This window comes from Hyphomicrobium sp. (genome assembly GCF_041659645.1).
GTDB lineage: Bacteria > Pseudomonadota > Alphaproteobacteria > Rhizobiales > Hyphomicrobiaceae > Hyphomicrobium_B.
This window is the reverse complement of the sequence record NZ_JBAZXX010000002.1, coordinates 970,395-997,189: the sequence shown is the minus strand read 5'-3', so window position 1 is coordinate 997,189 and position 26,795 is coordinate 970,395. Positions and strand designations below refer to the sequence as shown.

Sequence of the window (26,795 nt, the reverse complement as noted above, 5' to 3'; positions counted from 1 at the left end):
CGTGTTGATGTTGGCACTGTCCCAGTTTCCATCAGGATATTTCATTGTTGTCCGCCCGTGCAGAGAGTCGCGATCAAATTGCTGTCGATCGCCAACACCGCGAAATCGCTTCGCCGATCGTAACAAGCACACTTTGGTCGATAGCGAGCGAGGTTCGGAATCTACTTATTACCTTTCCGGTGTCGTCTAACGCGTTGAACACGATGGCATGATCGAGCATCCCGAAAGGTGGCGCGCTATTAAACCTAAGATCGAGGCTGAGTAGATTCCGACCCTGTGACCAACTCAGCTCGCTCGCCATGATCAACACCGCGCCGACGAGCGCGTTCTATCGCCTAAACAGTGTGGCCATCGCAATTTTTGCGAAGGATTTTTTTATGGCACTTAGCTTTCCCAATCCAACCAGAAGCTATGATAGCAAGCATCACTGCGTGCGCTTTTGGGGCTATGACGGAACGTTCGAAGTCAGCTTTCTTGTTGAGCAGCTGGCTTTCTCGCGGATCAACCCGGGAGCCCCTCTAGACGAATCCGGTATTCTAAGAATTTTTGACAAATATCGTGACAAGATTCTCGGCGTTGCTCGCCGTGTTTATCGTGGGCGCCATCCCGGAGCTTATACATTGGTCGCATCGGATTTCTGAGTCGGCGGCGTGTCCATACCGGATCTACTTGTCGCTCAGTATTTTCCGAGCCTGACCGACTCCAGCTGCGTCACCTATGTATCTACCGCTCGGCAAAACGGCGTCGCGTCGGCGATCGCTCGTTGCCTCCACAGTCTGTAGTGTCGCGCGAGACGCGGTCTCCGGCTTCCGATAAGACACCGTTGGATCTCGATCCACTGGAGAAGCTTCGACCAAGCGGCCACGGCTAAGCATGCCGATGAGCGCGATTTTGGCGAGCGGTTGCTCGATAGCTGAGCGGTAAAGCGTCTCGGCTCGAGGCGTTCTGCTGTCCGTGCGGAAACCCTCAATTTCTGTTCTGGAGAAATCAAAGCTATGTTCCGTACTTTATCCGTCGCGACTGCATTTTCCGTCGCGCTCGCAATTCCCGTGTTCGCCGACGAGACGAAGATAAAAGCCGATCCCGGCACGGACCTCACAAGCACGATGTCCGATCGCGTTCCTGAGATGAGGAGCGATGCTAAAAACTCAAACGTCGATGGATCGAGCTCCGCAAACCTTTTACCTGCCGCGAAGGCGATGAATGACGCCGTGTCTTCGATGCGACCCAATGATGCCATGTCGGGGCAGTTGGACATTAAATCGAGCGCCGGAACGCGCACTGCGGGTACTGGCCTATCGCTCTCCATGCAAGAAGGCGAGAACTGGATCAAGAAGCCGATCTATAGCAACGACGGTAAAAAAATCGGCGTCGACATTTCCTTTCAGCGCGACAAAGATAACAACGTTGTGGGAATGCGCGCCGACATCGGTGGATATTTCGGCTTTGGTCGCAGTCGTGTCGACCTGACGACAGCGCAGTTCAGACTCCAAAGTGATCGCGTCGAACTTGATTTGACGGCAGCTGAAGTCAAGGCCCTGCCAGTCGTACTCACCTAGTACGGCGAGGTTCGGGGTGCGGTCCTAGGTTCGCACTCCAAGGATATTGGAAGGCAAGTGCAGTTCGAGGCGGCAAGCTTACGAGCGCGAAGCCTTTCGCGACGACAAACGCAAAAAGGGCGATCTTTTGAAGTTCGCTGTAGCCCACTTAAGCTGCCCCTTTGGCGTCCATCGCGAGTTCCACGGCCCGGGCCAGATCGGCAGCAAAGAACGGCTTCTGCATCACGATGGCATCGGGCATCGCTGCGCGAACGCCTGAAACGTCGCCACTGACGAGCATGTGCGGCACATGCCCGCTCTGCAGTATCGTCGCTAACGCCGCGACTCCGCTGCCCTTCCGCAGTTTGGCATCGGCGATGATCAAGTCCGGATTGAATTTCGCTGCTGCAGCGACGGCGTCGGCCTCCGTACTCTCCATTGCACAGACATTGTGCCCCATGTCCTCCAGGACCTCCGCAAACAGCATCGCGATAAGGATTTCGTCCTCGACGAGCAGTACTCGAAGCGGCCTCATAATGCGTCGCCTCTCCGGACACCCTCGTTGATGGAAATCCCGATGCCATCGCACCCTACCAGATCGGCGCGATAAGGCCCGGTCATTGGCGGATGCGAAGGCATCCTTAGGGGGATCACGTTTTGCGTGTTGATTGACTTCATAGGCGCCGGACCGCAGCCTCGACATGATCTCGGCCGATGCATTATTTCTGTCATCGTCAGTCCTTGTGCAGGGCCATGAACGTTGGTGGCTAACCATAAACTCCGCACGAAGCTTCAAGGCGACCAACCTATCCGAAAGGAGTCCGCTGCGTTGAGGATCGGAAACTACTTAGGCGTTCGCGATATGACGGAACCGGCGATGGCGCCACGCGCCGATGCGCCCATTACATTAGCACTCTACGAAGAGCGGGGCGTGATACTATGGTCGGAGGCGACTTGTCGGGGGGCAGGCCTCTCGAGGACATTCGCGTCATGCCGACCGATCGACCAAGTCAAATCAAAGCAACCGGCGCGCCGGCGCGCCCGCGTGCGGTCGCGGCGAGCTGGCCGCCATCCAGCTCTCTCGATTTCCCGGTTGTTGGCATAGGCGCGTCCGCCGGCGGCCTCGAGGCTTGCAGGAAGCTCATCGGCGCGCTTCCTGCCACGAACGGCATGGCCTTCATCCTCGTTCAACATCTCGATCCAACGCATGAAAGCATGCTGGTCGACTTGTTGTCCGGGTCCACGACGATGACGGTCCAGCAGGCAATAGAAGGGATGCCGGTTGAGCGTGACCACCTCTATGTCATTCCTCCCGGAGCCTATCTTTCTGTTGGCGCAGGCGTTTTGCACGTGTCGCAGCCACAGGCGCGCCACGGCACACGGCTGCCGTTTGACTTCCTTCTGCACTCCATGGCCGATGATTTCGGGTCTCTCGCCGTCTGCGTTATTCTTTCCGGCACCGGGAGCGACGGGAGCGTCGGGCTCAAGGCCGTCAAAGAAAGCGGCGGACTAGTCATTGCCCAGAACCCCGACGAAGCCGGTTATGATGGCATGCCTCGCAACGCGATCCTGACGAGTATGGTCGATTTCATCCTTCCGGTCGCGGAGATTGCTGATGTTCTGACCAGCCACGCCAAACAGATCTCGATTGCGCGGGCAAAAGCCGGCGCCGCGAGCGACCTGGAACCTGACTGGCTATCCGAGATCATCGATCTACTGCGCGCGAAAACCGATCATGATTTCACGCTTTACAAGAGGGGGACGCTACAGCGCCGGATCGAGCGGCGCATGGCAATGTCCTCTATGGAGTCCAGGGGCATGAAGAAGTATCTCGAAGTCCTGCGAGGCGACACGAATGAACTCGAGCTCCTGGCTAAGGACCTACTCATCAATGTCACAAATTTCTTTCGGGACCCGGAAGTCTTCAAGTTTCTAGCAGAAATTACCATACCGGAACTTGTCCGAGAGCACCCTGTCGATCAGCCGCTACGCGTCTGGGTCGCTGGCTGCAGCACCGGCGAGGAGACATACTCCCTGGCCATGCTTTTCCTTGAAGGCATCGCAGCGTCCCATCGAAACATCAAGCTTCAGGTTTTTGCATCCGACGTTGATCCTGACGCGGTTGCCGTCGCCCGTGAGGGCCTTTATCCTGAATCCATCCAGGGTGACGTATCGCCGGAGCGGCTCGCGCGCTTTTTTTCCAAAGAGGATCGCAGCTATCGAGTGTTGCCTGCGCTCCGAGCCGTGGTGGTCTTCACTGTTCAGGACGTTCTAGCCGATCCGCCATTCTCGCGTATTGATTTTGTCTCCTGCCGTAATCTGCTCATCTATTTGCAGACTGAGGCCCAGGCGAGAACCATCGCGGCTTTCCATTTCGCACTCCGCGACGGCGGCCTGCTTCTTCTTGGTAGCTCGGAGACTGTTGGAAGCGCCGATGGCCGCTTCGGGTTGATCTCGAAGTCGGCTCGGCTTTATCGGCATATCGGACGAACCCGTCAGGGGGATTTCAAATTTTCGCGGAATGCCGGAGGTACGACGCGCGCGCCCTTACGATCGGCTCTCGATCCGGCGCCGTCGCGTCAGGCGGCATTGGCCGAACTTTGCCGGCGAATGGTCATGGAGACTTATGCGCCTGCCGCCGTCCTGATTAATCGCAAATACGAGTGCCTCTATTATCTCGGGCCAACCGACCGCTATCTGAAAGTGGCGTCTGGCCGCCCGATGCACGATCTGCTCGCTATGGCCCGCGAGGGAATGCGCACGAAGCTTCGCTCGGCCATTCAACGAGCCATTCAGGAAAATGCGCGTATCGTCGTCCCGGGAGGACGCATCGGGGTAAATGATGGTGTGAAGCCCTTCAGCATCGCCGTGCAGCCGACGTCAAGCGATGGCGAAGATTTACTGCTGGTCTGCTTCATCGACCAGCCGCAGAAAGAAAGCAAAGAGGGTCGGCGGTCGTCCTCCTTGGACATTCCACGCGTCAGCGAACTTGAGAGGGAACTTGATGCGACGCGAACGGAACTTGAAGGCGCGATCCACAATCTTGAGATTTCAGGCGAAGACCAGAAAGCGATCAACGAGGAAGCTCTTTCCGTCAACGAAGAATTTCAATCAACCAATGAAGAGCTGCTGACATCAAAAGAGGAGTTGCAGTCGTTAAACGAGGAACTTACCGCCCTCAACACTCAGCTGCAAGAGACGCTGGAGCGACAGCGCACAACATCAAACGATCTACAAAATATTCTGTATAGCACCGACGTTGCAACGGTGTTTCTAGACACCCAACTCAACATCCGTTTTTTTACGCCGGCAACAAAGTCTCTGTTCAATATCATTCCCGGCGATATTGGTCGACCTCTCGCCGACCTCAGCTCGCTCGCATCTGATGGCTTTCTTCTGAGCGACGCGCGTACGGTCCTGCAGACCCTCACGCCGGTCGAACGGGAAATCGAAGCCAATAACGGTGACTGGTATGGGAGGCGGATTCTTCCCTACCGTACCCAGGAGAATGGCGTCGAAGGCGTCGTCATCACTTTCGCTGACGTTACCGATCGCAAACAAACGTCGAAAGCGCTGGAGGTGGCGAAACAGCAGGCTGAATCGGCAAATCTCGCAAAATCGCGATTTCTGGCTGTGGCCAGCCATGATTTGCGCCAGCCGCTCCAATCCCTTGCGTTGATCCAGGGTCTATTGGTCAAGATCGTCGAAGGCGATAAAGCACGGAACCTCGTCGGGCGGATCGAGGAGACTTTGGCTGCCATGTCGGGGATGCTGAACGCTCTGCTCGACATCAATCAGATCGAAGCCGGCATCGTCCGCGGTGAAGTCGTCAGGTTTCCCATCAACGATATTCTGAACCGTCTCAGGGACGAATTTACGTATCACGCGAAGGCTAGAAAAATCGAGCTTCGCGTCGTCGCGTGTGGAGCGTCGGTAGACAGCGATCCGCGCCTGCTCGAGCAGATGATCCGCAATCTCCTCGGGAACGCATTGAAGTACACCGAACAGGGCAAGGTGCTGCTCGGCTGTCGCCGGCACAAAGGCCGGCTGACGATTGAGGTATGGGATACGGGGATCGGGATTCCGGAGAAAGACTACCAAACGATATTCGGCGAGTTTAATCAGCTCGACAACGCTGCGCGCGAGCGGAGCCGAGGCCTGGGCCTTGGTCTCTCGATCGTGCAGCGATTGGGTCGCCTGCTCGGCCATCAGGTTAGTGTACGCTCCGTACCAGGCAAGGGATCTGTCTTCACTGTCGAAATCGATATGCGGCGGAGCGGCGCTGACGTGCCGTTGTCCTCTCATCGGCCCGAGAGTGCGCCGGAAAATGCCGACGTTACGCGCAGCGTCAGCAATATTCTGGTCGTGGAGGACGATCCGGAATTACGCCAACTGCTCGAACTTCTATTAGAGGGCGAGGGCCACCGCGCGGTAACAGCGGCCGACGGCGTCATCGCACAGGCGAAGCTGGAACACGGGGCGATCCGGCCCGATCTTATCCTGACAGACTTCAATCTCCCGAATGGGCTGAACGGGCTCCAGCTCGCGGCGGCACTGCGAAAAAAATTCGATCTGGAAACTCCGGTCGTCATTCTGACGGGTGATATTTCGACTGAGACCCTGCGGGATATCGCGGGTGCGAACTGCGTGCAGCTGAATAAACCCGTGAATGTGCAAGAATTGACGAGTGTCATTCAGCGCCTCCTACCGGCGTTGCGTCCGCAGACATCCGGGCTCACGCGGAATGGAGATACTGCAGCCATCGCCGGTTTGGCGCCTGTAATTTTTGTGGTTGACGACGACACGAACGTCCGAGACGCCATCCGCAGCGTGCTCGAGGACGAAGGATGGACGGTCGAGGATTTTGGTACTTGTGAATCGTTCCTCGAATCCTATCGCGCAGGCGGCGAAGCGTGCCTGCTGGTGGACGCCTATCTGCCCGGAATGAGCGGACTGGAATTGCTCTCGCGGCTTCAGCAAGCGGGCTATCGACTCCCGACGATCATGATGACGGGCGACAGCGACGTTCAAATCGCGGTTCAAGCTATGAAGGCCGGCGCCTCCGATTTCATAGCGAAACCCATCGGCCGTGGTGATTTATTGAACAGCATCGAACGCGCACTCGAGCAATCGAGGGATTCAAACAAGCTGGTTGCTTGGCAGCAGTCTGCCGCGAGCAACATCTCGGGCCTTACACCGCGACAGCGCCAGATTATGGACCTCGTGCTTGCCGGTCACCCCAGCAAAAACATCGCAGCAGATCTCGGCATTAGTCAGCGCACGGTTGAGAACCATCGGGCCGAGATCATGACCCGAACCGGTGCGAAATCGCTGCCGGCATTGGCGCGCTTGGCGCTTGCGGCGGCAAGGACCGCGCAATCCGACGTCTGATGAAGCCGGCCGTATCGGCAAGGCTCAATACAATGACATTCATGGCTACGCGATGAACCAAGCCACCATTCGGCAAAGAAAGACGGGGCGGCCCCCGTGCGGTACGAACTGACCAACCAGACACGACAAGCAATCGACGAGTATCTGAGACTGATGGACAGAAAGGTAGGACAATTCCTGTTCGCCGGCCGGGCCATGCCGACAGTCGATTAACTACCCGCCAATATGCCCGGCTTGTGCAGGAGTGGGCGTCCAGTATCGGCCTCGATCCAGCGAAGTTCGGCACGCATTCTCTGGGTCGAACTAAGGCGGCTCTTTTCTACTGCCGAACCGGAAACCTTCGTGCTGAACAGCTGTTGCTTGGACATTCGAAGATTGAGAGCACCGTGCGCTATCTCGGCATCGAGGGCGATGATGCGATCGACATCTGATGGCAGCATTACCCCCATGAGCAGACCTAGTCGGCGATTGGACGGGGGGCGCCGACTAAGGCCCGAGCAATGTCTGCTTTTGGGATGTTCCGGCTATCGCTATGCAGAGAAAGCGGACATCCGGCTACGCGCGAGCCGGCCGCGGCAGGAGCACCAAGTCGGCCGCTTCCTCGGCATCCCTGAGAAGCGTCTTGCGCGGCATACCCATCTGCGCACGCATGGTAAGGCCACGACCAAGATCAATGAGCTGGCTCGCGCGCACGGCCACAGGAAAGTCGGAGGGTAATTCTCCGGCTGTGATTGCGTCTCGGAAACGGCTTTCCACGAGCGCCACGGCGCCCTCTGCCGCCTTCTGCAGGAACTGCCGGACCTCAGCATCATCCACAAGCGGCGCGACGCACACCAGAAGACATCCTCGAGCAGATCCTTTCTCGGTCGCCGTTTCTACGGCGTGCCTCAGGAAGGCGGCGAGTGAGTCGCGCAGAGTGCGTGGCGAGAGGAGTGCCTTCGCAGCGAGAGCGCCTTTCGCCTCAGCGTAAGCCCTCAGCGCGCGCAAGAACAACGTCCGCTTGTCTCCGAAGATGGCGTACAGGCTCGGCCGTCCCACGCCCATTCCGGCGACGAGATCATCGATTGTTACGCCGTCGTAGCCCTTCGACCTAAATATCTGGGCGGCCTTTTCCACCGCGTCCACTTCATCGAAGTTGCGCGGCCGTCCGGGCGGCCTGGCGGCATTTTGAAACATTTAGTTCAAAACTCCTTGACCATCATCATCTCACCAATATATAACTAAATAGTTCGAAATTAGCAAGATGGCCCTGGCCGAGCACGACTCGAACTTCACCAAGGAGGCGCCTGTGGAACATTCGATCGCACTCGTCACGGGCACCACCTCCGGGCTCGGTTGTGCGGCAGCCCGGTTACTCTCCGCCAAGGGCTACCGCCACATCATCGTCACCGGACGCAGCCTGCGGCAGGTTCAAGAAACGGCCGCTCAACTCGGGTCTGAGACCAGGAGGCTCGTTTTCACGCCGCTGGAACTGGAGCTGGGCACGCCGTCCAGCGTTCAGTCTGCGATCGCGGCGCTCGTCAAGCGAGGTACGCCGATCGATTTCCTCCTGCTCAATGCCGGGATGGTCCCTGGCAAGGCGCGCGTGCTGACGCCGACGGGCGTCGAGGCTTCTCAGGCTCCGCTGATCGGCCATCATCAACTGACTGTCGGCTTGCTTCGCGCCAACCTGCTGAGCCCCGGCGCGCGGATCGTTATCACCAGTGCGGAGCCTGCCCGAGGGGGCGTGCCCATGTTCAAATACACCGACGCGCCCGCCTTCGCGGCCAAATACTTCCGGGGCGATCAAACCGCCGCTGTTGAAGCCCTGATCCGCAACGGCCCGCACGTGAAGTACGCGCCCAACAATGCGTATGCCGACGCGAAGCTCATTGTCGCTTGGTGGGCCGCGGCGCTGGCGCGCCGACTACCCACCGACATGGCCGTCTACGCGGTCTCGCCCGGTGCGTCGAACGCCACCAACGTGGCGCGAAACGCTGGCCCATTGTTGAAGTATCTGATGATTCCAATCGTGAATCTTATTCCCGGTATGAATCAGACGCCGGAGACTGCGGCCAGTCGGTACCTCCAGGCGTCGGAGTTCGGAACCAACGTCTCAGGGCAATTCTTCGCCTCGGCTCCAGGAAAGTTCTCAGGCCCAATTGAGGTGCAGCGCCAGCCACACCTCCACGATCGCGTCAGCCAAGAAGCCGCGTGGCAGGCCGTCGTCAATGTCTCCGGTATTGACTTGTGTAACCCATCCTTGAGCGCGGTGTCTTGAGCGTGCGTCGCTCGCGGCGAAATGGGCGCCGATGCCGAACCGACTCCGCGCCCGCTGGGCTAACCGGCACGACGCCGCAAGTCACTGCGGCCAACAACAAAGCGAGGACCAGACAATGCCCGTGATCGAACTTGTCGCCGTCGGGCTTCCGATCGCACTTGGCGTCGTCATGATCGGGACTGGCGCGCTCAACTTCGCCGGTTCTTCATTAGCACTTAAGAACTTCGCGCTCTGGGGTTATCCGGCCGGCTTTCACCGGGTGGCGGGCAGCCTTGGAGTCGTGCTCGGTTTACTTCTCATGATCCCGGTGACGGCGCAGGTTGGAGCTATCGGGAGCGCCATTTTCATGCTGATCGCAGTCGCAACCCTGATTCGTAGTCGCGACTGGGGGCACCTGCCGAGCGCTGCGGTTCTGATGGCGGCCTCCGGCGCGGCGATAGCGATCCACCGGTAGTTGGACCTCATGAGAAAAACTGAAACGCAGCTCTGACAACCCAGCAGCGCTGCGCAAGAGGCGAGACTGCTATCTGCGCTCGAACCTACGCGCTCGTCACAGACCCCAAGGCATTTTGAAACAAATAGCACAAGGAGATTACGCATGAATCGGCACGAAGGTAAGAAAGCGGTGGTCATCGGCGGCACCAGCGGCATAGGGCTCGCGACGGCGAAGATGCTCGTCGATGGCGGCGCGCGCGTTCTAGTGACGGGGCGGTCGCAGGCCGGCCTGGATTCGACGCAGAAAGAGCTTGGGAAGAGCGGCGTCGCGGTTTCGAGCGACGCGCGCTCATTGACGGACATCGACGCCCTCGCCTCTCGGGTGAAGGCCGAGTTCGACACCTTCGATCTACTCTTCGTCAACGCCGGGTTCAGCGCCTTCGCCCCTCTCGAGAACACGACCGAGGCGACCTTTGACGAGATGTTCAACCTGAACGCCAAGGGACCGTTCTTCGCGGTCCAGAAGCTCGCGCCGCTGATCAACGAGGGAGGATCTGTCGTCCTCACGACCTCGACCGCAAACATTAAGGGGATGCCTATGATCGCCGCCTATGGGGGGGCCAAGGCGGCGCTGCGATCCTTCGCTCGGACGTTCGCCGCTGAGCTGCTTCCTCGGGGTATTCGCGTCAACGCGGTGTCGCCCGGCCCCACCCAGACGCCGATCATCGGCAAAGCGTTTCCCGATAAAGCAACGGCCGACTATCTCACCGGGCAGATGCGCGAAGCCAATCCGATGAAGCGCTTCGGAACGCCGGAGGAAGTCGCCAAAGCAGTCCTCTTCCTCGCATTCGACGCGACCTTCACGACCGGACTCGAACTACCGGTCGACGGGGGCTGGTCGCAACTCTGATCCTTACCACAACGAACTTGAGGATCTACAAACCATGACACGGCGGACTTTTCTCGTGACGGGCGCCACAAAAGGTATCGGCCTCGCCATCTCCAAGCGCCTCGCCGAAGCCGGCTACGCCGTCGTGGGCATCGCGCGCGAATCCCTCCCTTCGTTTCCCGGAACTCTCGCCGCTGTCGACTTTAGCGATGAAGCGGGCTCGGCCAAAGCCTTCTTGGAACTTGCAGAGCGTCACTCGTTCGATGGCGTCGTCAACAACGCTGGGGTCGGAAGGGTTCAGCCGCTGGGCGAGGTCGATGTGAATGTCCTCGACGAGTTGCTGCGGTTCAATCTCCACCCGACCCTCAACGCTGTCCAGGCAATCCTGCCGACGCTCAAAGAGAAGGGGTGGGGCCGGATCGTGAATATTACCAGTCTCGTCACGCTCGGCATGGCCAACCGAACGGCCTATGGGGCGAGTAAAGCTGCGCTCGGAAACTTCACGCGGACTTGGGCTCTCGAGCTTGCGGAGACCGGCATTACCGTGAACTCGGTGGCACCCGGCCCCATCGAGACGGAACTGTTCCGCACCGTTACTCCCGCAGGAAGCGAGGCCGAGCGGAAGTTTCTGTCGATCATCCCGATGCGACGCCTTGGACAGCCCCACGAGATAGCCGCGGCCGTCGCGTTCCTCCTCTCGGAGGAGGCAAGCTACATCACCGGCCAAACGCTGCACGTCGACGGCGGCGGCTCCATCGGAAAAGCCGCGATATGAGCCGAGGGCGGTGTCGATCTATCGCCGAACTGGCAAGGCGGGGGGGTCAACACACTCCAAGATCGAAAGCACCGTGCGCTATCTCGGCATTGAGGTTGGGTATGCGATCGAGATGCGGAGAAGATCGAGATCTAACGCGATACCTCAATAAGCAGACGCGGTCTGCGCTGGCTTGCGCCTCGTCGATCATGTGCGGCCGACTTCTGCTAGTGGGATAAAGCAGACGAAGAGCTTTCCTTCTTGGCGTTAGGACATTTCAGCTAACGTATTGAACCTTAATGGGGCGGTTTGAGCAAGAAATGTCCTAATGGCCTTGGTAGCATTGATAAATTGGCGAACTTAAAATCCTGAGACGGTAACGTCGTGAGGGTTCGAGTCCCTCCGTCCGCACCAAGCCGATCTGCCGAGTGAAAAGTCGATTTGACCGACCGCGAACCTTTTCGCTGGAACTGCGATCAAGCTCGCATCGACCGCAAAACTGATACCGCCGACGAGATTAGCTTTGATGCAGGCAGCAACGACGCGCTCGAACACTTGGCGGAAAATGTCGTGCTAGCGGAAGCGCGCGTGAAGGCGGAGTGATCGGGAATCTTGTCTTCGATACCGAGACAGGCAAGATTGAGCTCAAACTCGCGACAGAGCGCGCGTTCCGAGCGAATGGCAAAGACATAACCGATGACGAGCATCCGGATCTTGTGCTCCGGATCGATCGAGGGCAGGCCGGTGTGTGAATAGTGCGGCGCGAGTTCCTTGCGCAGCCAGGAGAGGTCCAGAACCGCCGCGATCCGACGTGCCATATGGTCGCCTGGCACCGCCGCATCGAGATCGAACGCGTAGAACAACTGCCCTTGCTCAGACTGGCGAATTGGCTCGCGGTCAGTTTCGTGCCTGACAGCATTGGCTTCGCCGCTTCAATCAGCTCGTACATGACAAAACGATAGGACGTTTACGCCAAACGCCGAACGAAATGCTCTACTGAAATGAGAGGGGCTTATCCGCACCAGCTTGAGGCCCAATTAGGTGATTGTTTTCACACTCTCGAACCATAGGTTGGGCCGATCAGGAATTTACCGAATCGACGACGCAATGCCAGACGGACTATACCTCAATGCGCGCGGTGCTGAATTCGGACCTATGCGAGGGACCGGAGGTCTGGCGCGAGTTGGTGTGAAGGCGCGTTGGGACTTGGAGGCGTAAGTGAGTACACCGCTCATTCATGCGATGTCGCAGGGTCGCCGGATACCCATATTCCGTGATCCTTTCCTGAGCAGCGCCAACAGCCCTTGGGCCGGATTTCCCCTCGAAGAGTCGGACTCTAAATTGGAGGAGATCTCCACTGCATATTTTCCCCATACCATGGTCTTCGTCGTCACCTGTGGTTCGGGAATCGCACATTGGAAAGATCGCGGCGCCCAAGTTCATCATCGTGTCGTGCCGGGGGCGCTCAGCATCGCGCGCAGCCATTGCGAGTTGCACTCGTCTTGGGCGACAAACGCGTGGTCCAGAGTGGCTGTGCAGCTCGATAGCGCGAAGTTGTGGTCGATTGCGCCCTCTGAAGTGACGACTATAGAGGACTCGTTGCCCCGCATGCTGCCGACACGCGATAGCAGGCTTGAGGGCTTGGTCCTCGCCATGCGGAACGAGGTCAAGGAGGGATGCCCCTCTGGGAGATTGTTCGCAGAAGCGATCTCAATCGCCTTAGTTGCATATCTCGCTGGCAGGTACGCCACTTCTGGCAATTCGCACCGCGTATCCCCCTTGTCGGCGGCGCAGAGACGAAGCATCTCCGACTACGTTCGCGAGAACCTAGACAATGATATCAGTGTGACCGAGCTTGCCGCGATCGTGTGCATGAGCCCGGCTCACTTCTCCCGGCAGTTCAGTGCGACCTTCGGCATCACGCCCTATCGCTTTGTCTTGCGGGAACGGATTACACGGGCAAAGGATCTGCTCGCAACGACCACGTTGTCCTCCGGTCAGGTAGCCATGGCTTTCGGCTTTTCGAGCCAGAGCCACTTCGCGAAAGTCTTCCGTCAGTTCACCGGCGTCACACCCAAACAATACAAGGCTGGCCTCTAGCCAATCCTCGCGGGATGAGGGTTAGCGGATTCATACGGAGTGCATGAACGCAATTGGCCGGTATCCGCTCACGGGATTTTCTAACCCATGCCGCTATCGCTGTCCCGCGTATTCCAAGCCGGGAATATTCGTCGTCCCAGACGAGTACGCCATTCGCGCAGTCAACCGAAAAGCGCCCGGCGTACAGCCGAAACGCTTTTTGAAATGCCGATAAAATATTGAGGAATCGCGGTAGCCTGATTCACGGATCAAATCCAATACACGCTCGTTCGTATTCTGGGAAGCAAGTAGGCCGGCAACCCAATCCATCCGCATATCTGAGACGTATCGACCAAATGTCATTCCCTCTCGAGCGAAAAGCTTGTGTACATATCTGGCAGACCAGCCCATGTCGCGAGCGACAACTGTTGCCGAAATCTCGGGTCTATGAATATTCAGGCATATATACTCAGCAAGACGGTCGAATCGAACGTTTTTGGTGTCGAGCCATAGAATACGATTGCGATTTATCGAATAGTGCGCTCCACACGAAATGTTCGTTATGAACGGATTAAGAGAAATTGACTCACCATCAAAGGTTATGCGCCATTGAGCGGGAGATATCGGAGTAACAATTATAAATCCGCAACAGCAAGGACATCGGTGAACTAAAGTCGCCATTTTAATGGAGACGTACAGGCGACCCGCGACGATCTGATCCGGCAAGTGATCAACGAATTCGGGAATGAGCAGCCCTGGCTTCAGCCTCCGAGCAAAGGATGCTGTTCCCGAATTCAACCGCAACGTTTTTCTGAATTTCACTAATTCCATCGTCTGGGAGGTCGACATGACGTAACCCCGTCCTTGGTTAGGATCTGCTCAGTGGCAGCGGCGGTCATCCTCTGTCTGGGAGCGCCATATCCCCGCTGAACAGTCGCGTACTCTGCGTGATGGCGAGGTTGCGCCACGCTGCTTTGCTTTTTGCAATACAACTGCAGAGGAATACGATGGGCTCGGTGATCCACGAATTGCGCGGGGCCGCAGTTCAAAGCTCGCTCGATGTTCAACATCCATCGGTTATGCATCACGTCTGCGAAGTAGCGGCCCTGCGCCGCGCGAAGCGAGCAGAGCCGAGTATTTAGGTCCTCGTCCCGCGAGGGACGAGGACCGCCGCAGGATTACCAGTTGCCCCAGCCCCAGTGGCCACGCGGGTTCCTCGCGTAGCTGTCGAGCTTGTTCTTCTTAAGGTTCTTGAAGAGCAGCGATGCGACCTTGTCGTTATCCATGTCCATGAAGGGGATATGCGTGCTTCCGGGGAGGCCCGCCTCGTCCAGCTTGACGACTTCCGCGTTGCCGCCGTAGGCGTTGATCAGCGCGGCGCACTGGCGGGACTGGATAACGTAGGTGTAGGTTTCGGCCCGATGATCGCCCCAAACGAACTGGATCTTCTTGAGTTTCGCGAGCTTCTTGAAGTTTTCCTCGGGAATGCCAATGGGACCAAAGGCACAGCCCGTCCCTGACATGTCGCACAGGTTCGCCGGCTTCGGCAGATTGGCTGCCGCCCCCGAAGTTGTGAGCGGGAACACGTAGCCGATGCTCTCATAGGTCGTCATGCCCGCGATGTTGTTTTTCGTGGACTTGGACGTTGTCACCATGGCGCGAAGGCCACCGGCGGAGTTCGTCAAGTAGTACAACGCATTACCGAGCTTGCCCGAGTCGGCCGCGACAGCCGCCGCATCAGTCTCGATGTCGATATTCCGGCCGATGTCGAACTCGTCGTAGCGAGCCCCAGTGGCATTCCACCAATAGTCCTCATAATTCTTAGCGGTGATTGGGAACTGCTCGCCAGGCCACCATTCCGCTGCTGTCGGCACTAGTCCGGCGGGAACCGCAGGGCCGAAGTTCCAGGCGGTGAAATTGCCCTGGTCGCGAGAGGAAGGCGTGTAGGTGATCGACTCGCAGCTCCAATTGGCGCGCCCGACGCGCGGGCCGTCCCAAATGTACGTGGGATAGTCGGCTCGCAGCATCTTGTCCTTGAAGCCTTCGCCGCCGTCCCAGCGGTTCTGCCAAACCTGCGCGCTCGAACTGTGCCACAGCACGATGCTCGTCTTGCGCGGGTTCATCGGTAAGAAATACTCGACGTACCCGTGATCGCACGAAAGTGTCCGATTGGGAGTTGCCGGATTGATGGCCTTGTGCTGCCCGCCGATGATGAACCCGCCCGATTTTTCGAGGACGATGGGGTCCTGACGGCTATTGTTATCATCGTCGTGCGCTAAGGCGCTACCGGGTGTTCCTGCGATGAGAAAAAGTGCGGCAAGCGGATAGTATCTGCGGGCCATTCTACTCCGTGACTTGGCAACGTTATTATTATTGTTCATTTTACGTCCCTTTTTTTGCTTCTTCCCTTGGCTTTTGCGACGAGCACTTTCGATCTTCGTCGAAAGCTGAAGTGTCCTCGTCAAAACGGATGCTAGAGGCGAGCGCGTGAGGGAACCACAATGATCCTGCGCATTCGGGCACAATCCTGCTCCAAACAGAATTTTACTTGGCGACGGTCTCATGGATATGGAGCGACCTTAGAGGTCGCGATTGGATGCGGCGCCGAACACGCGCGCTACAATCCGACTTTATATTGCTTGGGGGAAACGCCCGTGAACTGACGAAAAACTTTTGCGAAGTGACTCTGGCTCGAAAAACCATACATGGAAGATATCTGGCTGACAGATAAACTCTTGTTGGCGATCAAACCCTTCGCATCTTCAATTCGTGCATGCATCACAAATCGATAGGGTGTTAACCCAAACGCGTCAGCAAATACCCGAGTGAAATGAGAGGGGGTCATCTGTACGAGTCCCGCAAGCTCGGACACAGATATGTTGTTCGTCAGGTTAGCCCGGATGTAGTCGATAACTACGCGCTTCTGGGCTGGTGAGAGACCGGTATCACGATTTCCCGCAAGCTGACCGGCAGCATATTTACTTGAAAGCATCGCGAGAAAGGCTAGCGAGATCGATTCGCCAAAAAGCCTGCCAGAGGGACATCCGTCTCGGACTTCATCGCACATTGCTGACATCAGGGTGGCGAGGCGGAGATCATTGGTCACTTGCGCCGTTCCCAACAATTTATCGATGGCAAGAACGTTATCGGGCGCGAGGTGCTGCAATTTGGAATTATCCAGTTGGAGCACTATGGTCGGCATCGGATTGCTCGGCAAGCAGGCTTGAATTTCCACATCGCGCCGTATGATGGAGACGGTTCCGTAGCGGACGGAATCCGTCCGCCAAATGCCTCTATGTTTCCAATTCAGGGAACCGCCGCCACCTGTGACCAACAAAAGCGTGGTCTTGGACCAGGAATGGCTCGGTATCGGATCGGCGGGGCCGTACGCCTCCTCCAAATAATAGCCCGCCCACGGATGATCGGAACTCCTGAGAGCCGGGTCGGAAAAAAAAGGCAGGCGATGTCCGTTCGAGTTTATTTGGAGGCGTGATGTGGTCACATTCTCTCCTTCGCGACGAAACTCGGCCGAGATTCTTTTACAAGACGTGGGCGGAACATCAATGCAGTCGTGAACATGTCTCCCAATTACTGGCGACGGAGATGATGGGGGTGTCGCTTTGAGCCACGGGGGGCGCTGTAAGCCGTCGACAACAGCATGTCGTTATCCAAAAACTGGCACGGCTAGCCGACGTCTAAGTGCTTGCTTTTGCCCGGTTCGCTAAAGCTGACGCCGAGGAAGGCTGTCCCTACACGGCCAATTGAGATAGGCCACTGGCGCTAACTGTTCTGCGCTCCCACATAGTATGTGGAAGTAATTGGCGGGAAATGCCGCAATTGAATATGTGCTGAATGATAGCAAAGGGATCGTATCATTGGCTCTGAATACCTTCGAGCATCACAAGCAAGCGGCTGAGCACCATGAGCATGCTGCAAAGCACAATCGCGAAGCAGCAAAACATTATGAGGCAGGGCAGAACGAAGAGGCCGCCAGGCACGCATATTTGGCACACATACATCATCTGCAGGCTGAACATCATCACTACAAGGTTTCCAAAGCGTCCGATGCGGAACGGCAATAGCCACTGAGGGATTGCGCCAAGTACCGGTACGGTCCGCGATGGTCCTGAATTTACCGCATGGCAGGATCCAATGCTGCCTCGATACGAATGCCGATGTCGATCCGACCTTCGGTCATCTCGATGGGCTAATCGTTGAGCTGCAGTCGCACCTCCACTTCTTTGTAATGAGCGACAAAATCGTGGACGATCGGCAGGATGTGCCGATGCCCGAAGCAGTAGGGAGCGGCAATGGCCGTCTCAAGCTTCGGCCTTGGCTGGCACTCGACCGTCCGACGGTGGCGATGTCGCTTGCATGCCCTACATCGCACTGATCCACGAAGGCGGCCTGTCCATCGACGGTCGTCCCTCTGTGGCCGCCTGGGTTGAGCGCGTAAAGGCATTGCCGGGGGTCATCGGAATGCCGGGACTTTGATCCGGACCGAAGAGAAGGCGGTGCGCTGCCTGACGAGCGTCGTGTCGGCAAGAAGTCCGTTGATCACTTGAAAGCGGTCATGTTGCGACTGGATCGGACAAGGGTAGTTCACCACCGTCAAGTGTCCGCTAACGTATATGAGCGGACGAAATCGCTTAGCTTGCTCGCTGTTAGGACATTTCAACTAACGCAATGAAGCAAAATGGGGCTATTTGATCCCAAAATGTCCTAACGGCCCTTGGAAGAGTTGATCAATCGACGAACTTAAAATCCTAAGACGGTAACGTCGTGAGGGTTCGAGTCCCTCAGTCCGCACCACTCCAGCTTTCCCCCCTATTAATTCGTGTCGCGCTTGTAATTTTTTTCGCCCGAAGCCTATCCTAATGTGACGCCGACCAAGAGATCGCAGGGGGAATCTGTGGCGATACAAGGAGATGGCAGGCCGCTCGTGAGCGTTCTGCTTCCAGTATATAACGCCGCGCGTTTTGTTCGTTTGAGCATCGAGAGCGTCTTAAAGCAAAACTACGAAAATACCGAGATTATCGTTGTTGACGATGGATCCACTGACAGTACAGCCGAGATAATCAAAGATCTCAGCAATACCGATTTCCGCATAAAATATATGCATAAACACAATAGCGGGATTGTCGACGCGCTAAATCTTGGATTGTCGGCTTCATCAGGCGAATTCATCGCACGTCAAGATGGCGACGATATTTCGGCGCGTGGCCGACTTACAAAACAAGTTGACTATCTTCTGGAACGTCCTTCGTGCATCGCCGTGAGTGGGGCGCACTTTCACATCGACGAGGAAGGCAGATTTACGGGGGAAAAACATTATCCAAATAATAGAGGATCGGGCGATTACACGGCATATCCCGCGCGTGAGCCGTATCTTCCGCACCCATTTTTGATGATGAGAGCGGATATCCTGAAGAAACTTAAATATAGGCACACCTTCCACTGTGAGGACAGTGACCTGTATTGGAGAGCTGTGCCGTTCGGCCAACTCGAGAATATGGGGGACATTTTGGGACTATACCGCATCCACACGGCGAGCATTTCCGGCGCGTCCGTCGTGGAAGGGCGCATCCAAGCTGTATATAGCCAGCTCGCAGCGATTTCTGCTGCACGACAAGACCTGATGCAGCCCGATCTTGCTTTCGATCCGAGCCTCTTGAAGAGATGCAGGGAAGCTAAGAGCCTTGAGGGAATGATCGGCCTTTTTGCGGGTGAATTGCCGCCGCATGAACTTTTCTATTTGAAGGCAGCATCCGCGCTGAAGCTTATCGAACTTGCCGGTTTTCGCCCCTACAGGTTGGAGGAGGATGATCTTCGGTACGTTCGAAACAACGTCGATCCGTCAGTGCTTCGCGGCAAAGAAAATCGGAAAAATGCTCGGAAAACAATTCGCGGCTACTACCGCAGGCAGGGATTGCCGAGCTTGCTGAAATATTTCATGGGTTTTTGAAATCATTTTCCATCAATGTTTTTATAGGGTGATGGGATGTGCCCCAAAAGGGCTGCTGCTCTCCCTATAGCCCTGGCGATTTTATCGCCACCCGTCAGAGCCATCTTTTTGAAGGCGCACGGGCCGAGTGGGAGCGCGAATGGACTAAACATAATCAGTAGAGGGCCGAGGAAAAGATTGAGCGGAATCGTATGGAGTTTTGATACCAAAGTCGTTGCGAGGCCTTGTCGTACAATAGACTCGCGGATGTTGGCCGCGGCTATCCAATAGGACTCTTGGCACTGGCGCAAAAAGGTCAGTCGTTCGGGATGGATCGCCTCGAACGTAATCGCCCTCGCAGTTTGCCGGATTTCAAATCCTGCTTTTCTGGCTCTCGTAAAGAAATCCACATCCTCGCCTCCGCTTAAGGCTAGCCTCTCGTCGAACTTGAAACCTTTGTCGACAACGGCTCGGCTGAAACGGACATTATGTGTGTAGGCCGTGTGACAGAATTCGCCTTCAATGGGCTTTTTGCTACGCCCCGCGACATCCCAATAGGGCGCCGGTTGCGGTGCCTGCAGAATGCGGTATCCCCTCAAGATAGCGACCGAAAAATAATCGGAAGACATGAGTTCTGCCAGCCACGAAGTGTCGGCGATTTCATCGTCATCGATGAACGCTATCCAATCGGCGCCGAGGTCGCTTGCAGCCATGAGTGCCGCATTCCTCGCGAACGAAATGCCCCGTTTGAGTTCGACAAAATATGCGATGTCGGGACCAAATCGACGCGCAGCGCTTTCGCCGGACCGTTCACTATCGTTGTCGACGACAATGATCCGATACCTCATATTTCCAATCGGCTTCTGGCTTACCAGTGACGCAAGACAAGCCTCGAGCATGACGGGACGTTTGTAGGTACAAGCACAAATGGCCACGAGCTGATCGACATGAGGCTGCGCCGCGCTTGCACCTGACTGAGTTCCAGAAACGACATCTACTGATGATCCAGTCATGCCTGGAATGTTAGCCTCGCGCCTCGATAGCGCATCGCATGAGCATAATATCCGCGGCGAAATCAAGATCGTAGGCCTTGGCTCGGCCATTTAGCCAGCCCGAGTGGCACTCATATTCATCAGTTCACCTCACTTTAGGAATTGTCGTGCAACCTTGCCTCGCGTCGAAGTGGGTCGGATACGTTTTTCTCGCAGCTCAGAGGGGTCGTCGATGGTCAAATCCTGGCTTCAAGCCCACTGGGTCGCGGGCGCCATGTTCATGGGCATCGCCTTCCTGTTACTTGTCCCGGTAGGCATCGGCGGCGGCAGCCAAGCCCTGCTGCTGATCTTTCTCGCGTCTCCTATCTATATGCTGCATCAGGTAGAAGAACACACCGGCGACCGCTTCCGTGCTTACATCAACGGCACCGTGTTCGGAGGCGTGCAAGCGCTGAGCGTGGCCGACGTGCTTTGGATCAACCTGCCTGGCGTGTGGGGCCTGAACTTCGCAGCGCTCTATGCCGCGCATTTCATCGATGTTGGCTGGGGCGTGGCGGCGGGCTATCTCATCCTCATCAACGGCATCGCGCACATCGGCATGGCCGCACGGTTTCGTGGCTACAATCCGGGCCTCGCGACCGGCGCGTTGCTATTCGTGCCCTTTGGGCTCGCGCTGATCCTGCTTGTGCCGGCGACGCCGATGCAGAACGTAATCGGCTTTGCGATCGCAATCGCGGTTCACGCGGCCATCGCCGTCCGAGCGAACCTCAATGCATCGGCGGCACATCATGCTAAAGATCCGCGCGTGTCGGCAGCAGCGGCCTGACCTGTAAGGGCGTCGCCGCCATCGACTAGGCGCGGTGTTCGATTGCGCGAAGCCTTTCGCTGTGTTTCCCGCAATGTGACTCCATCACATTCATTGGAGTGTAACAGGCGTATCCGAAGCGTCGTAGGTTAGGATGCCGGTTGTTCGGACATCCCCTTGATCTCGACGGAGAACCCCATGAAGTTGATCTCTGGTCTTGCGTTTGCCGCGATTTGCTTGGTCGCTCCACTATCGTCGGTGCAAGCGCAAGATCTGACGGGCCTCGATGTCACTTCCGACGCCTTCACCAAGTCCGAACTGACGCGCGATCAGATCGAAGCCGCTATTCGTGCACTTCCAGACGGGAAAATCCTCGATCTCAGCGGCAAAAGCCTGAACGGGATCGATTTGTCGAAACTCGATCTCCGTCGCGTGAAGCTCCAGTCGGCGCGCATCAACAAGGCCAACTTCAAAGATGCAGACTTGGAAGGCGTCGTCCTTGATCAAGCCTGGGCGCTGAATTCCGATTTCTCAGGCGCAAATCTCAAAGGCGCGAGCCTCTTCGCCTCGCAATTTGGTGGAGGAAAATTTGACGGAGCAAATTTCGCCAACGCCCTCGTCGCTGCGGACTTTTCCAACGCGAGCATCAAGAACGCCACGTTCGATGGCGCCAATCTATCTGCCGACGAGAAAAATCAGTCGATGGGATTGATGCGCGGCGCTTTCAAGAGCGCAACGTTGGACGGATCTTCGTTCAAAGGCGCCAATATGGCGCGTGTAATGATGGAATTTGCTTCACTGAAAGGCACCGATTTGTCCGGCGCCAATCTCCGCAAGGGAGAATTCGCGGCAACGGATTTCACCGGTGCGAACGTAGCGGGAGCGAACTTTGACGGCGCCGATTTAAATTCGGCCCGTATCGGCAACATGAAGAATGCCGAAAGCGCAAAGAACATGGACAAGGCGAAAAATAGAGACCGGGCCAACGTCAACTGACGGTTGGCGCCGTTGAGCAGATCAAATTCGGGCGGCCCGGATGCCTCACGCCCTTATCGCGACGGCGCGATTGGCAGACCTTTCGATTTCTGCTTAGAAGCTCTCCCGAAGGCGCATGGCGTTGGTTCTGGAGATATTTGTAAATGAAACTCGTTCGCTTTGGCGCCCCCGGCGTCGAAAGACCCGGCATCCTCGACAGCAACGGCGAAATTCGCAATCTTTCGGAGATCATCCCGGATTTTTCGGGCGAGTATTTGTCTCCGGCATCGCTCGCACGCGTGCGCGAACTCGATCTCGAAAAGCTTCCCAAGGCTCCGAATGACGCCCGCCTCGGCCCGCCGGTCGCCGGGACACACAACTTTATCGCCATCGGCCTCAACTATGCCGATCACGCTAAGGAAACGGGCCAGGAAATCCCGACCGAGCCGATCCTCTTCAATAAGGCGACGACGTCGATCTGCGGTCCCGACGATGATGTGATGATCCCGAGGAATTCACGCCACCTCGATTGGGAAGTCGAGATCGCGTTCGTCATCGGTGCCCGCGCCCGCTATGTCGAAGCGAAGGACTGGGCCGACTACATCGCCGGCTACTGCATTTGCAACGACGTCTCGGAACGCCGCTTTCAGAGCAAACGCGGCGGCCAGTGGGTGAAGGGCAAGTCGGCTGAGACGTTCGGTCCGATCGGCCCCTGGCTCGTGACGCCCGACGAGATCGCCGACGTCGACAATCTCGCCATGTCCCTCGACGTCGACGGCGCGCGTAAGCAAACCGGCTCGACCGCAACGATGATCTTCAAAATTCCGGAGCTGTTGGCCTACGTCACCGAGTTCATGGTGCTCGAGCCCGGCGACATCATCACGACCGGAACGCCGCCCGGCGTCGGTACGGCGCGCAACCCGAAAGAGTTCCTGAAGCCTGGCAATGTGATGGAACTAAAAATCGAAGGCCTTGGGATCCAGCGCCAGAAGGTCATCGACTTCAAACTTTAAACGTCGCCATAGAGTGGGGAGGGCGTCGTACATCCCCATTCTGTCATGGGCGCGACAGCGGCGATCGCCATCGCCAGCTTGCGGTCTCAAATGTCGTTGTCGTCCGGCGACCCGTCATGGTCGGACGGCCTGTTTAGGTAATTGCGGAAATCCGTTCCCGTTCGCATCGCGAGCCGCTGGCGGATCTGGTTCCACGAATCCGGATTGTCGAGATCCAATCGGCCAAGCGCCTCGCGCACATATTTGAGCTGGTCCTTCAGGTCCTGCTCGCCGTGAACGAGGCCATCGTCGGGCTGCGCGGCGGCTTCGAGTTCGTCAATGAGATACGTGACGAGCCCCATCTCCGGGAAAAGCATATAAAGCGTGAGGTCGTTGCGGACACGCCCGTCCACGCTATCGAGCAGCGACTGCTTGCGCTCGTCGCCGCCGTTCTCGCTGCGCAACTGCGAATAAACTTCGGCCAAGACGCGATCTTGCTCGTTCTGGAACGCACGCAGCAGGAAGTCGAGATTTTCGTTCTTCTTGCTGTGCGCGTTGAGCGCCTTCCAGGCTTCAAGGATGGCATCGCGCGATTCCGCCAAGCTCAGGCGCGTGTCGACGATATCGGGGCGAAGGTGGACGGCTTCGAGCAGCGCCTCGCGATAGTGCGCGGCGAGTTCCTGCTTTTCTTCACGCGGCAGCGGCAGCCGGCCCGGCAACGCCGGCGGATCGCGACGCCTCTCGATCTCGGGAACGCTGCCCTTTGCCGGTTCTAATCTCTGTTGCGCTTCACGCAGCACGCCAGCGTCGATTGCCGGACGCTCTTGCACGCCCTCGAAACGCGCGCGCTCGCGGCCATAAGAGGAACTTTCCGGCGCTGTCGCGCGGATCGTCAGCAGCGTTTCGTACAGCGCCGGGCGAATGTAATAGCGATCGTCGATCTTGACGTCGGGCGCCACCGCTTTCGCCGCCGAACCAGCATTCATCACGCGGCGAACGACGCGCGAATCGTAGTCGTTGGCGATATCGGTCAGCGTCACCATCGAGGTGAAGCCTTCCGTTTCCCGGATCGGTTCCAGAGTGTTGAGAACGATTTCCGAATGCTCGCGCGGATGCGGCGCCAGTGCGGCGGATACAAGTTGTTCGAGCCTTGCCCGATCTTTTGCCGTCGCGTCGGTCTTGAACTGCTTGTCGCAAATCGACGACAGATATTCGCGAAGCTCGCTGCGCACGCGGTAACGCTCGGGGTTATGGCTGATCGTCTCGACTGCGCCGATGTCCGCGCCCGCCGTCAAAACCATGCGCACGCGGTCGGCCTGCGATCGCTCCATCGCGCTTAGGTCCGCGAGCGCTGAAAACCCATCCTGGTTCGTAATCGGCCGGAGCGCCGTCAGCGTCAGCCACGCGGTCTCATAGGGATGCGCGCCAAGCGCGGCGTTGATCGTCGCTTCGAGCTGCGCCCCCGAACGCGACCGGAAGCTCGGAATATCCGAGAGCGGCGAACGCACGGCGTTGGCGCCGAACAGGCCCGACATGAAGATCAGCCCGTCGAGGCCGATGGCGATCGCGAGCGCTAGATACGCGAGGCGGTTGCCATCCTGAAACGCGTTGAGCGTAACGACGAAACGGTGCGCTTTGTCATCGCGGGAAAGCTCGATGCGGTTGATGTTCGTCCTGAGCGCATCGGTGTCGCTGCTCGGAAGTGCGCTGTCGGAAAGGCAGCGCCGCGCGAACGCAAACAGCGCGTCGGTCGATGTGTTGGCGTTAAGCTTGTCGCCACCAGCACACGTCGTCTCGAAAACTTTCGTCCCGGCCTGCAGCGAGAAAAGCGTTGTCGCCGCATCCGCCGTCGACTTCGGATCGCAGTCGATTCCGGAAACGAGCGACTTCGTCTCAGGCGTCGCCTGCATCGCCGTGTAAATGTCGTTGCACATCTGCTGTACGTCGTGGAGATGCCCAACGGTCGGATCGGCGCGGAAGTCCGATCTGATGCGGGCAAACAGCGGCAGAATGCGCGTTGGATCGATCTTTGGCCCGCTCTCCGTCTGGACGCTATCTTCAGCAAGCTTGATGCGTTGTTCTGCGGTTTCGGCCTCGCCCTTGTACTTGGCAAGGTCGCCGTCGAGCGTCGCAAGCTCGGTGTCGATCGCCGACAGCCGCGATTCGACGGCCGTCAGGCGCTTCTGCGCGTCCTTCATGCGCTCTTGCGAAATCTGTACGCCAGCCTGCAGCAGCCCAAGCTCGTCCATGCGCTGGCGATAGAGCGGCCCGCGTCCGGCTTTGCCGCTGCCCTCGACTCCCTTGTCCTCCGCCAGCGCCTCGACGCGCTTGGCATCGACGTCGCGAAGCTTCTGGTCGTAGTCGGCCTTCTTGCTCGCATAGTCGGCGGCAAGCTCGGGCCGCTGCCCGACAAGGTTCGACTTCTCGTCGGTCAGCGAGACTTTGCGGTTGGCAAGTCCGGCCTGACCGGCCTGCGCCGACGTCATCCGTTCCTGCTGCTCTTTAACCGCGCGCCGGTGCTCTTCGATCTGATCGTTGACGTACTTTTCGATCACGCTCTGCGATTGCGTCGCGGCGTGGGTGATCTTCTCAAGCTGCTCGTCGTAATTTTTCCAGACATCGGTTGTGAACAGCTCTTCGGCAAGGGCCGCGCGCCGTGCCGCGATCGCTTGCTCGATATCCGTGATGATACCCGAGACCTGATTCTGCGCCCGCAACTCAGCGGCGCGGACGCGCTCCGACTGCGGGAAAATCGAGGTGAAGAAGCTATCGAACGAAAAGAATACGCTCGTCGCCATGCACGCGAAGAACATCAGCCACAGCATCGAATTGCGAATGATAATCCGGCCGACCTGGATGTACGGGCGAATAATGTCGCTTGCCGCATAGAGCGCGAAAAGCGCGACCAGCAGCAGGCCCGCGCCAAACATCAAAAACTTATCGCCGGCCGCCGACCAGTCGAGACCCTCGATACCCGCCGCGCGCTTCGCAGCGTCGCTTCCCGGCCACTGTAGAAACATCACGAAGACCGTGAGAAAAAGCAGCAATCCGATGAAGGTGCCGATCCACGGCTGCGCTCCGGCGCTAACCAGAGGCGATTGGCCGGGGCGCGACTGCCGGTTCATGCCGGTGGCAAAGCTTTCGCCGATCAGCCAAGCGACGATCAGCATGATGCCTTGTATGCCGAATGTGACCATACCGGAGAGCAGCGGCTCCCCGGTAAAATTATACATGCCTTCCCAGGTTCGCCAGCCCGCCGCGGCCGAGAGCACGATGCCGGTCGTGCCGAGCAAGGCCAAGCGCCAGTTGCTGAAAACCGTTTCCTCGATTGCCGCCCGGAGCCGCCGTGCCACACGCGTGCGCAAGAGCAGGGCGAGGGTACAAGCCACGAAAACGGCAATACCGATCGGTTGGGCGTGCTCCGCCAGCCTGTCGATCAGAAATTTGACGTCCATCCTTCGGTCGTTCCCAGCCTAGGCGCCAAGCGAATCGCCGGTCGCGATGGTTAATAATTGCGCGGCCGAGCGGGCCGATTGGCGGCGAGATTAAGACAAAATGTGCTCGTTGAATGAAGTTCTTTCGCGAATTCTGTCCATTCCGTCTGCCATCAGGGCAGTTTAGCTTGCTCAACCCGCCCGGGGATAAAAAGCCGGTGCGGCCCTTGAACCGAATGGCCGCCCATCCCGACATGTTATATCGTCCGAAGAGGCGCAAGTTCCAAGGTGCCGCCCAACGAGCGCT

General features: G+C 57.6%; 22 protein-coding genes and 1 pseudogene. 15 read left to right on the top strand and 8 right to left on the bottom strand.

What is annotated here, in order from left to right; genetic code table 11:
* The first annotated feature begins 299 nt into the window (after positions 1-299).
* Complete coding sequence (locus WC811_RS09725; protein ID WP_372643622.1) at positions 300-641, top strand: DUF1488 domain-containing protein; 342 nt, start codon at positions 300-302, stop codon at positions 639-641.
* Positions 642-1,049: 408 nt separating this feature from the next.
* Complete coding sequence (locus WC811_RS09720) at positions 1,050-1,559, top strand: PRC-barrel domain-containing protein (RefSeq protein WP_372643619.1); 510 nt, start codon at positions 1,050-1,052, stop codon at positions 1,557-1,559.
* A 148-nt stretch (positions 1,560-1,707) separates the two neighbouring features.
* Here WC811_RS09720 and WC811_RS09715 read toward each other — a convergent pair whose 3' ends face one another.
* Positions 1,708-2,073 carry a response regulator gene (locus WC811_RS09715; protein ID WP_372643616.1) on the bottom strand — a complete coding sequence of 122 codons (366 nt, stop codon included), beginning with the start codon at positions 2,071-2,073 and terminating at the stop codon, positions 1,708-1,710.
* Positions 2,074-2,528: 455 nt separating this feature from the next.
* Between WC811_RS09715 and WC811_RS09710 the strand changes: the two genes are divergently transcribed.
* Together WC811_RS09710 and WC811_RS09705 are read left to right on the top strand one after the other, a co-directional pair.
* Positions 2,529-6,929 (top strand): chemotaxis protein CheB, encoded by a 4,401-nt coding sequence (locus WC811_RS09710; protein ID WP_372643613.1) that lies wholly within the window; start codon positions 2,529-2,531, stop codon positions 6,927-6,929.
* A 209-nt stretch (positions 6,930-7,138) separates the two neighbouring features.
* Positions 7,139-7,360 (top strand): annotated as a pseudogene (locus tag WC811_RS09705) (integrase); the annotation flags it as partial.
* Between the two features lie 124 nt (positions 7,361-7,484).
* On the opposite strand, the gene WC811_RS09700 reads toward WC811_RS09705, so the two are convergent.
* Entirely contained in the window at positions 7,485-8,105 is a 621-nt protein-coding gene (locus WC811_RS09700; RefSeq protein ID WP_372643611.1) for a TetR/AcrR family transcriptional regulator, read from the bottom strand.
* Positions 8,106-8,172: 67 nt separating this feature from the next.
* On the opposite strand from WC811_RS09700, the gene WC811_RS09695 reads away from it, so the two are divergent.
* The 4 genes from WC811_RS09695 to WC811_RS09680 all read left to right on the top strand — a co-directional run bounded on the left by WC811_RS09695 (position 8,173) and on the right by WC811_RS09680 (position 11,288).
* A complete protein-coding gene (locus tag WC811_RS09695) occupies positions 8,173-9,189 on the top strand; it encodes an SDR family NAD(P)-dependent oxidoreductase (protein WP_372643608.1) in 1,017 nt (338 codons plus the stop codon).
* Positions 9,190-9,304: 115 nt separating this feature from the next.
* Complete coding sequence (locus WC811_RS09690) at positions 9,305-9,643, top strand: DoxX family protein (protein WP_372643606.1); 339 nt, start codon at positions 9,305-9,307, stop codon at positions 9,641-9,643.
* Between the two features lie 144 nt (positions 9,644-9,787).
* Positions 9,788-10,534, top strand: a complete 747-nt coding sequence (locus WC811_RS09685) for an SDR family oxidoreductase (RefSeq protein ID WP_372643603.1) — start codon at positions 9,788-9,790, stop codon at positions 10,532-10,534.
* 34 nt (positions 10,535-10,568) lie between these two features.
* The gene (locus WC811_RS09680) at positions 10,569-11,288 is read left to right on the top strand and encodes an SDR family oxidoreductase (RefSeq protein ID WP_372643600.1); all 720 of its coding nucleotides are present in this window, start codon (positions 10,569-10,571) and stop codon (positions 11,286-11,288) included.
* Positions 11,289-11,743: 455 nt separating this feature from the next.
* Here WC811_RS09680 and WC811_RS09675 read toward each other — a convergent pair whose 3' ends face one another.
* On the bottom strand, positions 11,744-12,085 hold the full coding sequence (locus WC811_RS09675) for a transposase (RefSeq protein WP_372643597.1): 342 nt from the start codon (positions 12,083-12,085) through the stop codon (positions 11,744-11,746).
* 400 nt (positions 12,086-12,485) lie between these two features.
* Here WC811_RS09675 and WC811_RS09670 point away from each other — a divergent pair, with 400 nt between their 5' ends.
* Positions 12,486-13,367 carry a helix-turn-helix domain-containing protein gene (locus WC811_RS09670; RefSeq protein WP_372643595.1) on the top strand — a complete coding sequence of 294 codons (882 nt, stop codon included), beginning with the start codon at positions 12,486-12,488 and terminating at the stop codon, positions 13,365-13,367.
* 93 nt (positions 13,368-13,460) lie between these two features.
* Here WC811_RS09670 and WC811_RS09665 read toward each other — a convergent pair whose 3' ends face one another.
* From WC811_RS09665 to WC811_RS09655, 3 genes are all read right to left on the bottom strand, one after another.
* The gene (locus WC811_RS09665) at positions 13,461-14,027 is read right to left on the bottom strand and encodes a helix-turn-helix transcriptional regulator (protein WP_372643735.1); all 567 of its coding nucleotides are present in this window, start codon (positions 14,025-14,027) and stop codon (positions 13,461-13,463) included.
* A gap of 497 nt (positions 14,028-14,524) precedes the next feature.
* Entirely contained in the window at positions 14,525-15,688 is a 1,164-nt protein-coding gene (locus tag WC811_RS09660) for a hypothetical protein (RefSeq protein ID WP_372643592.1), read from the bottom strand.
* A 275-nt stretch (positions 15,689-15,963) separates the two neighbouring features.
* The gene (locus WC811_RS09655; protein ID WP_372643589.1) at positions 15,964-16,848 is read right to left on the bottom strand and encodes a helix-turn-helix transcriptional regulator; all 885 of its coding nucleotides are present in this window, start codon (positions 16,846-16,848) and stop codon (positions 15,964-15,966) included.
* Between the two features lie 316 nt (positions 16,849-17,164).
* On the opposite strand from WC811_RS09655, the gene WC811_RS09650 reads away from it, so the two are divergent.
* From WC811_RS09650 to WC811_RS09640, 3 genes are all read left to right on the top strand, one after another.
* Positions 17,165-17,428: a hypothetical protein gene (locus WC811_RS09650; protein WP_372643586.1), complete on the top strand. Its 264-nt coding sequence runs from the start codon at positions 17,165-17,167 to the stop codon at positions 17,426-17,428.
* 38 nt (positions 17,429-17,466) lie between these two features.
* Positions 17,467-17,739, top strand: coding sequence for a hypothetical protein (locus tag WC811_RS09645; RefSeq protein WP_372643583.1), 273 nt, complete (start codon positions 17,467-17,469; stop codon positions 17,737-17,739).
* A 549-nt stretch (positions 17,740-18,288) separates the two neighbouring features.
* Positions 18,289-19,311 (top strand): glycosyltransferase family 2 protein, encoded by a 1,023-nt coding sequence (locus WC811_RS09640; RefSeq protein ID WP_372643580.1) that lies wholly within the window; start codon positions 18,289-18,291, stop codon positions 19,309-19,311.
* Between the two features lie 2 nt (positions 19,312-19,313).
* Here WC811_RS09640 and WC811_RS09635 read toward each other — a convergent pair whose 3' ends face one another.
* A complete protein-coding gene (locus WC811_RS09635) occupies positions 19,314-20,303 on the bottom strand; it encodes a glycosyltransferase family 2 protein (RefSeq protein ID WP_372643578.1) in 990 nt (329 codons plus the stop codon).
* 211 nt (positions 20,304-20,514) lie between these two features.
* Here WC811_RS09635 and WC811_RS09630 point away from each other — a divergent pair, with 211 nt between their 5' ends.
* The 3 genes from WC811_RS09630 to WC811_RS09620 all read left to right on the top strand — a co-directional run bounded on the left by WC811_RS09630 (position 20,515) and on the right by WC811_RS09620 (position 23,075).
* Positions 20,515-21,108, top strand: a complete 594-nt coding sequence (locus WC811_RS09630) for an HXXEE domain-containing protein (protein ID WP_372643576.1) — start codon at positions 20,515-20,517, stop codon at positions 21,106-21,108.
* 177 nt (positions 21,109-21,285) lie between these two features.
* Positions 21,286-22,083 (top strand): pentapeptide repeat-containing protein, encoded by a 798-nt coding sequence (locus tag WC811_RS09625; RefSeq protein ID WP_372643574.1) that lies wholly within the window; start codon positions 21,286-21,288, stop codon positions 22,081-22,083.
* Between the two features lie 143 nt (positions 22,084-22,226).
* Entirely contained in the window at positions 22,227-23,075 is an 849-nt protein-coding gene (locus WC811_RS09620; protein ID WP_372643571.1) for a fumarylacetoacetate hydrolase family protein, read from the top strand.
* 86 nt (positions 23,076-23,161) lie between these two features.
* Here the strand turns inward: WC811_RS09620 and WC811_RS09615 are convergent, their stop codons facing one another.
* Entirely contained in the window at positions 23,162-26,509 is a 3,348-nt protein-coding gene (locus WC811_RS09615; protein WP_372643568.1) for a hypothetical protein, read from the bottom strand.
* Between the last annotated feature and the right edge of the window lie 286 nt (positions 26,510-26,795).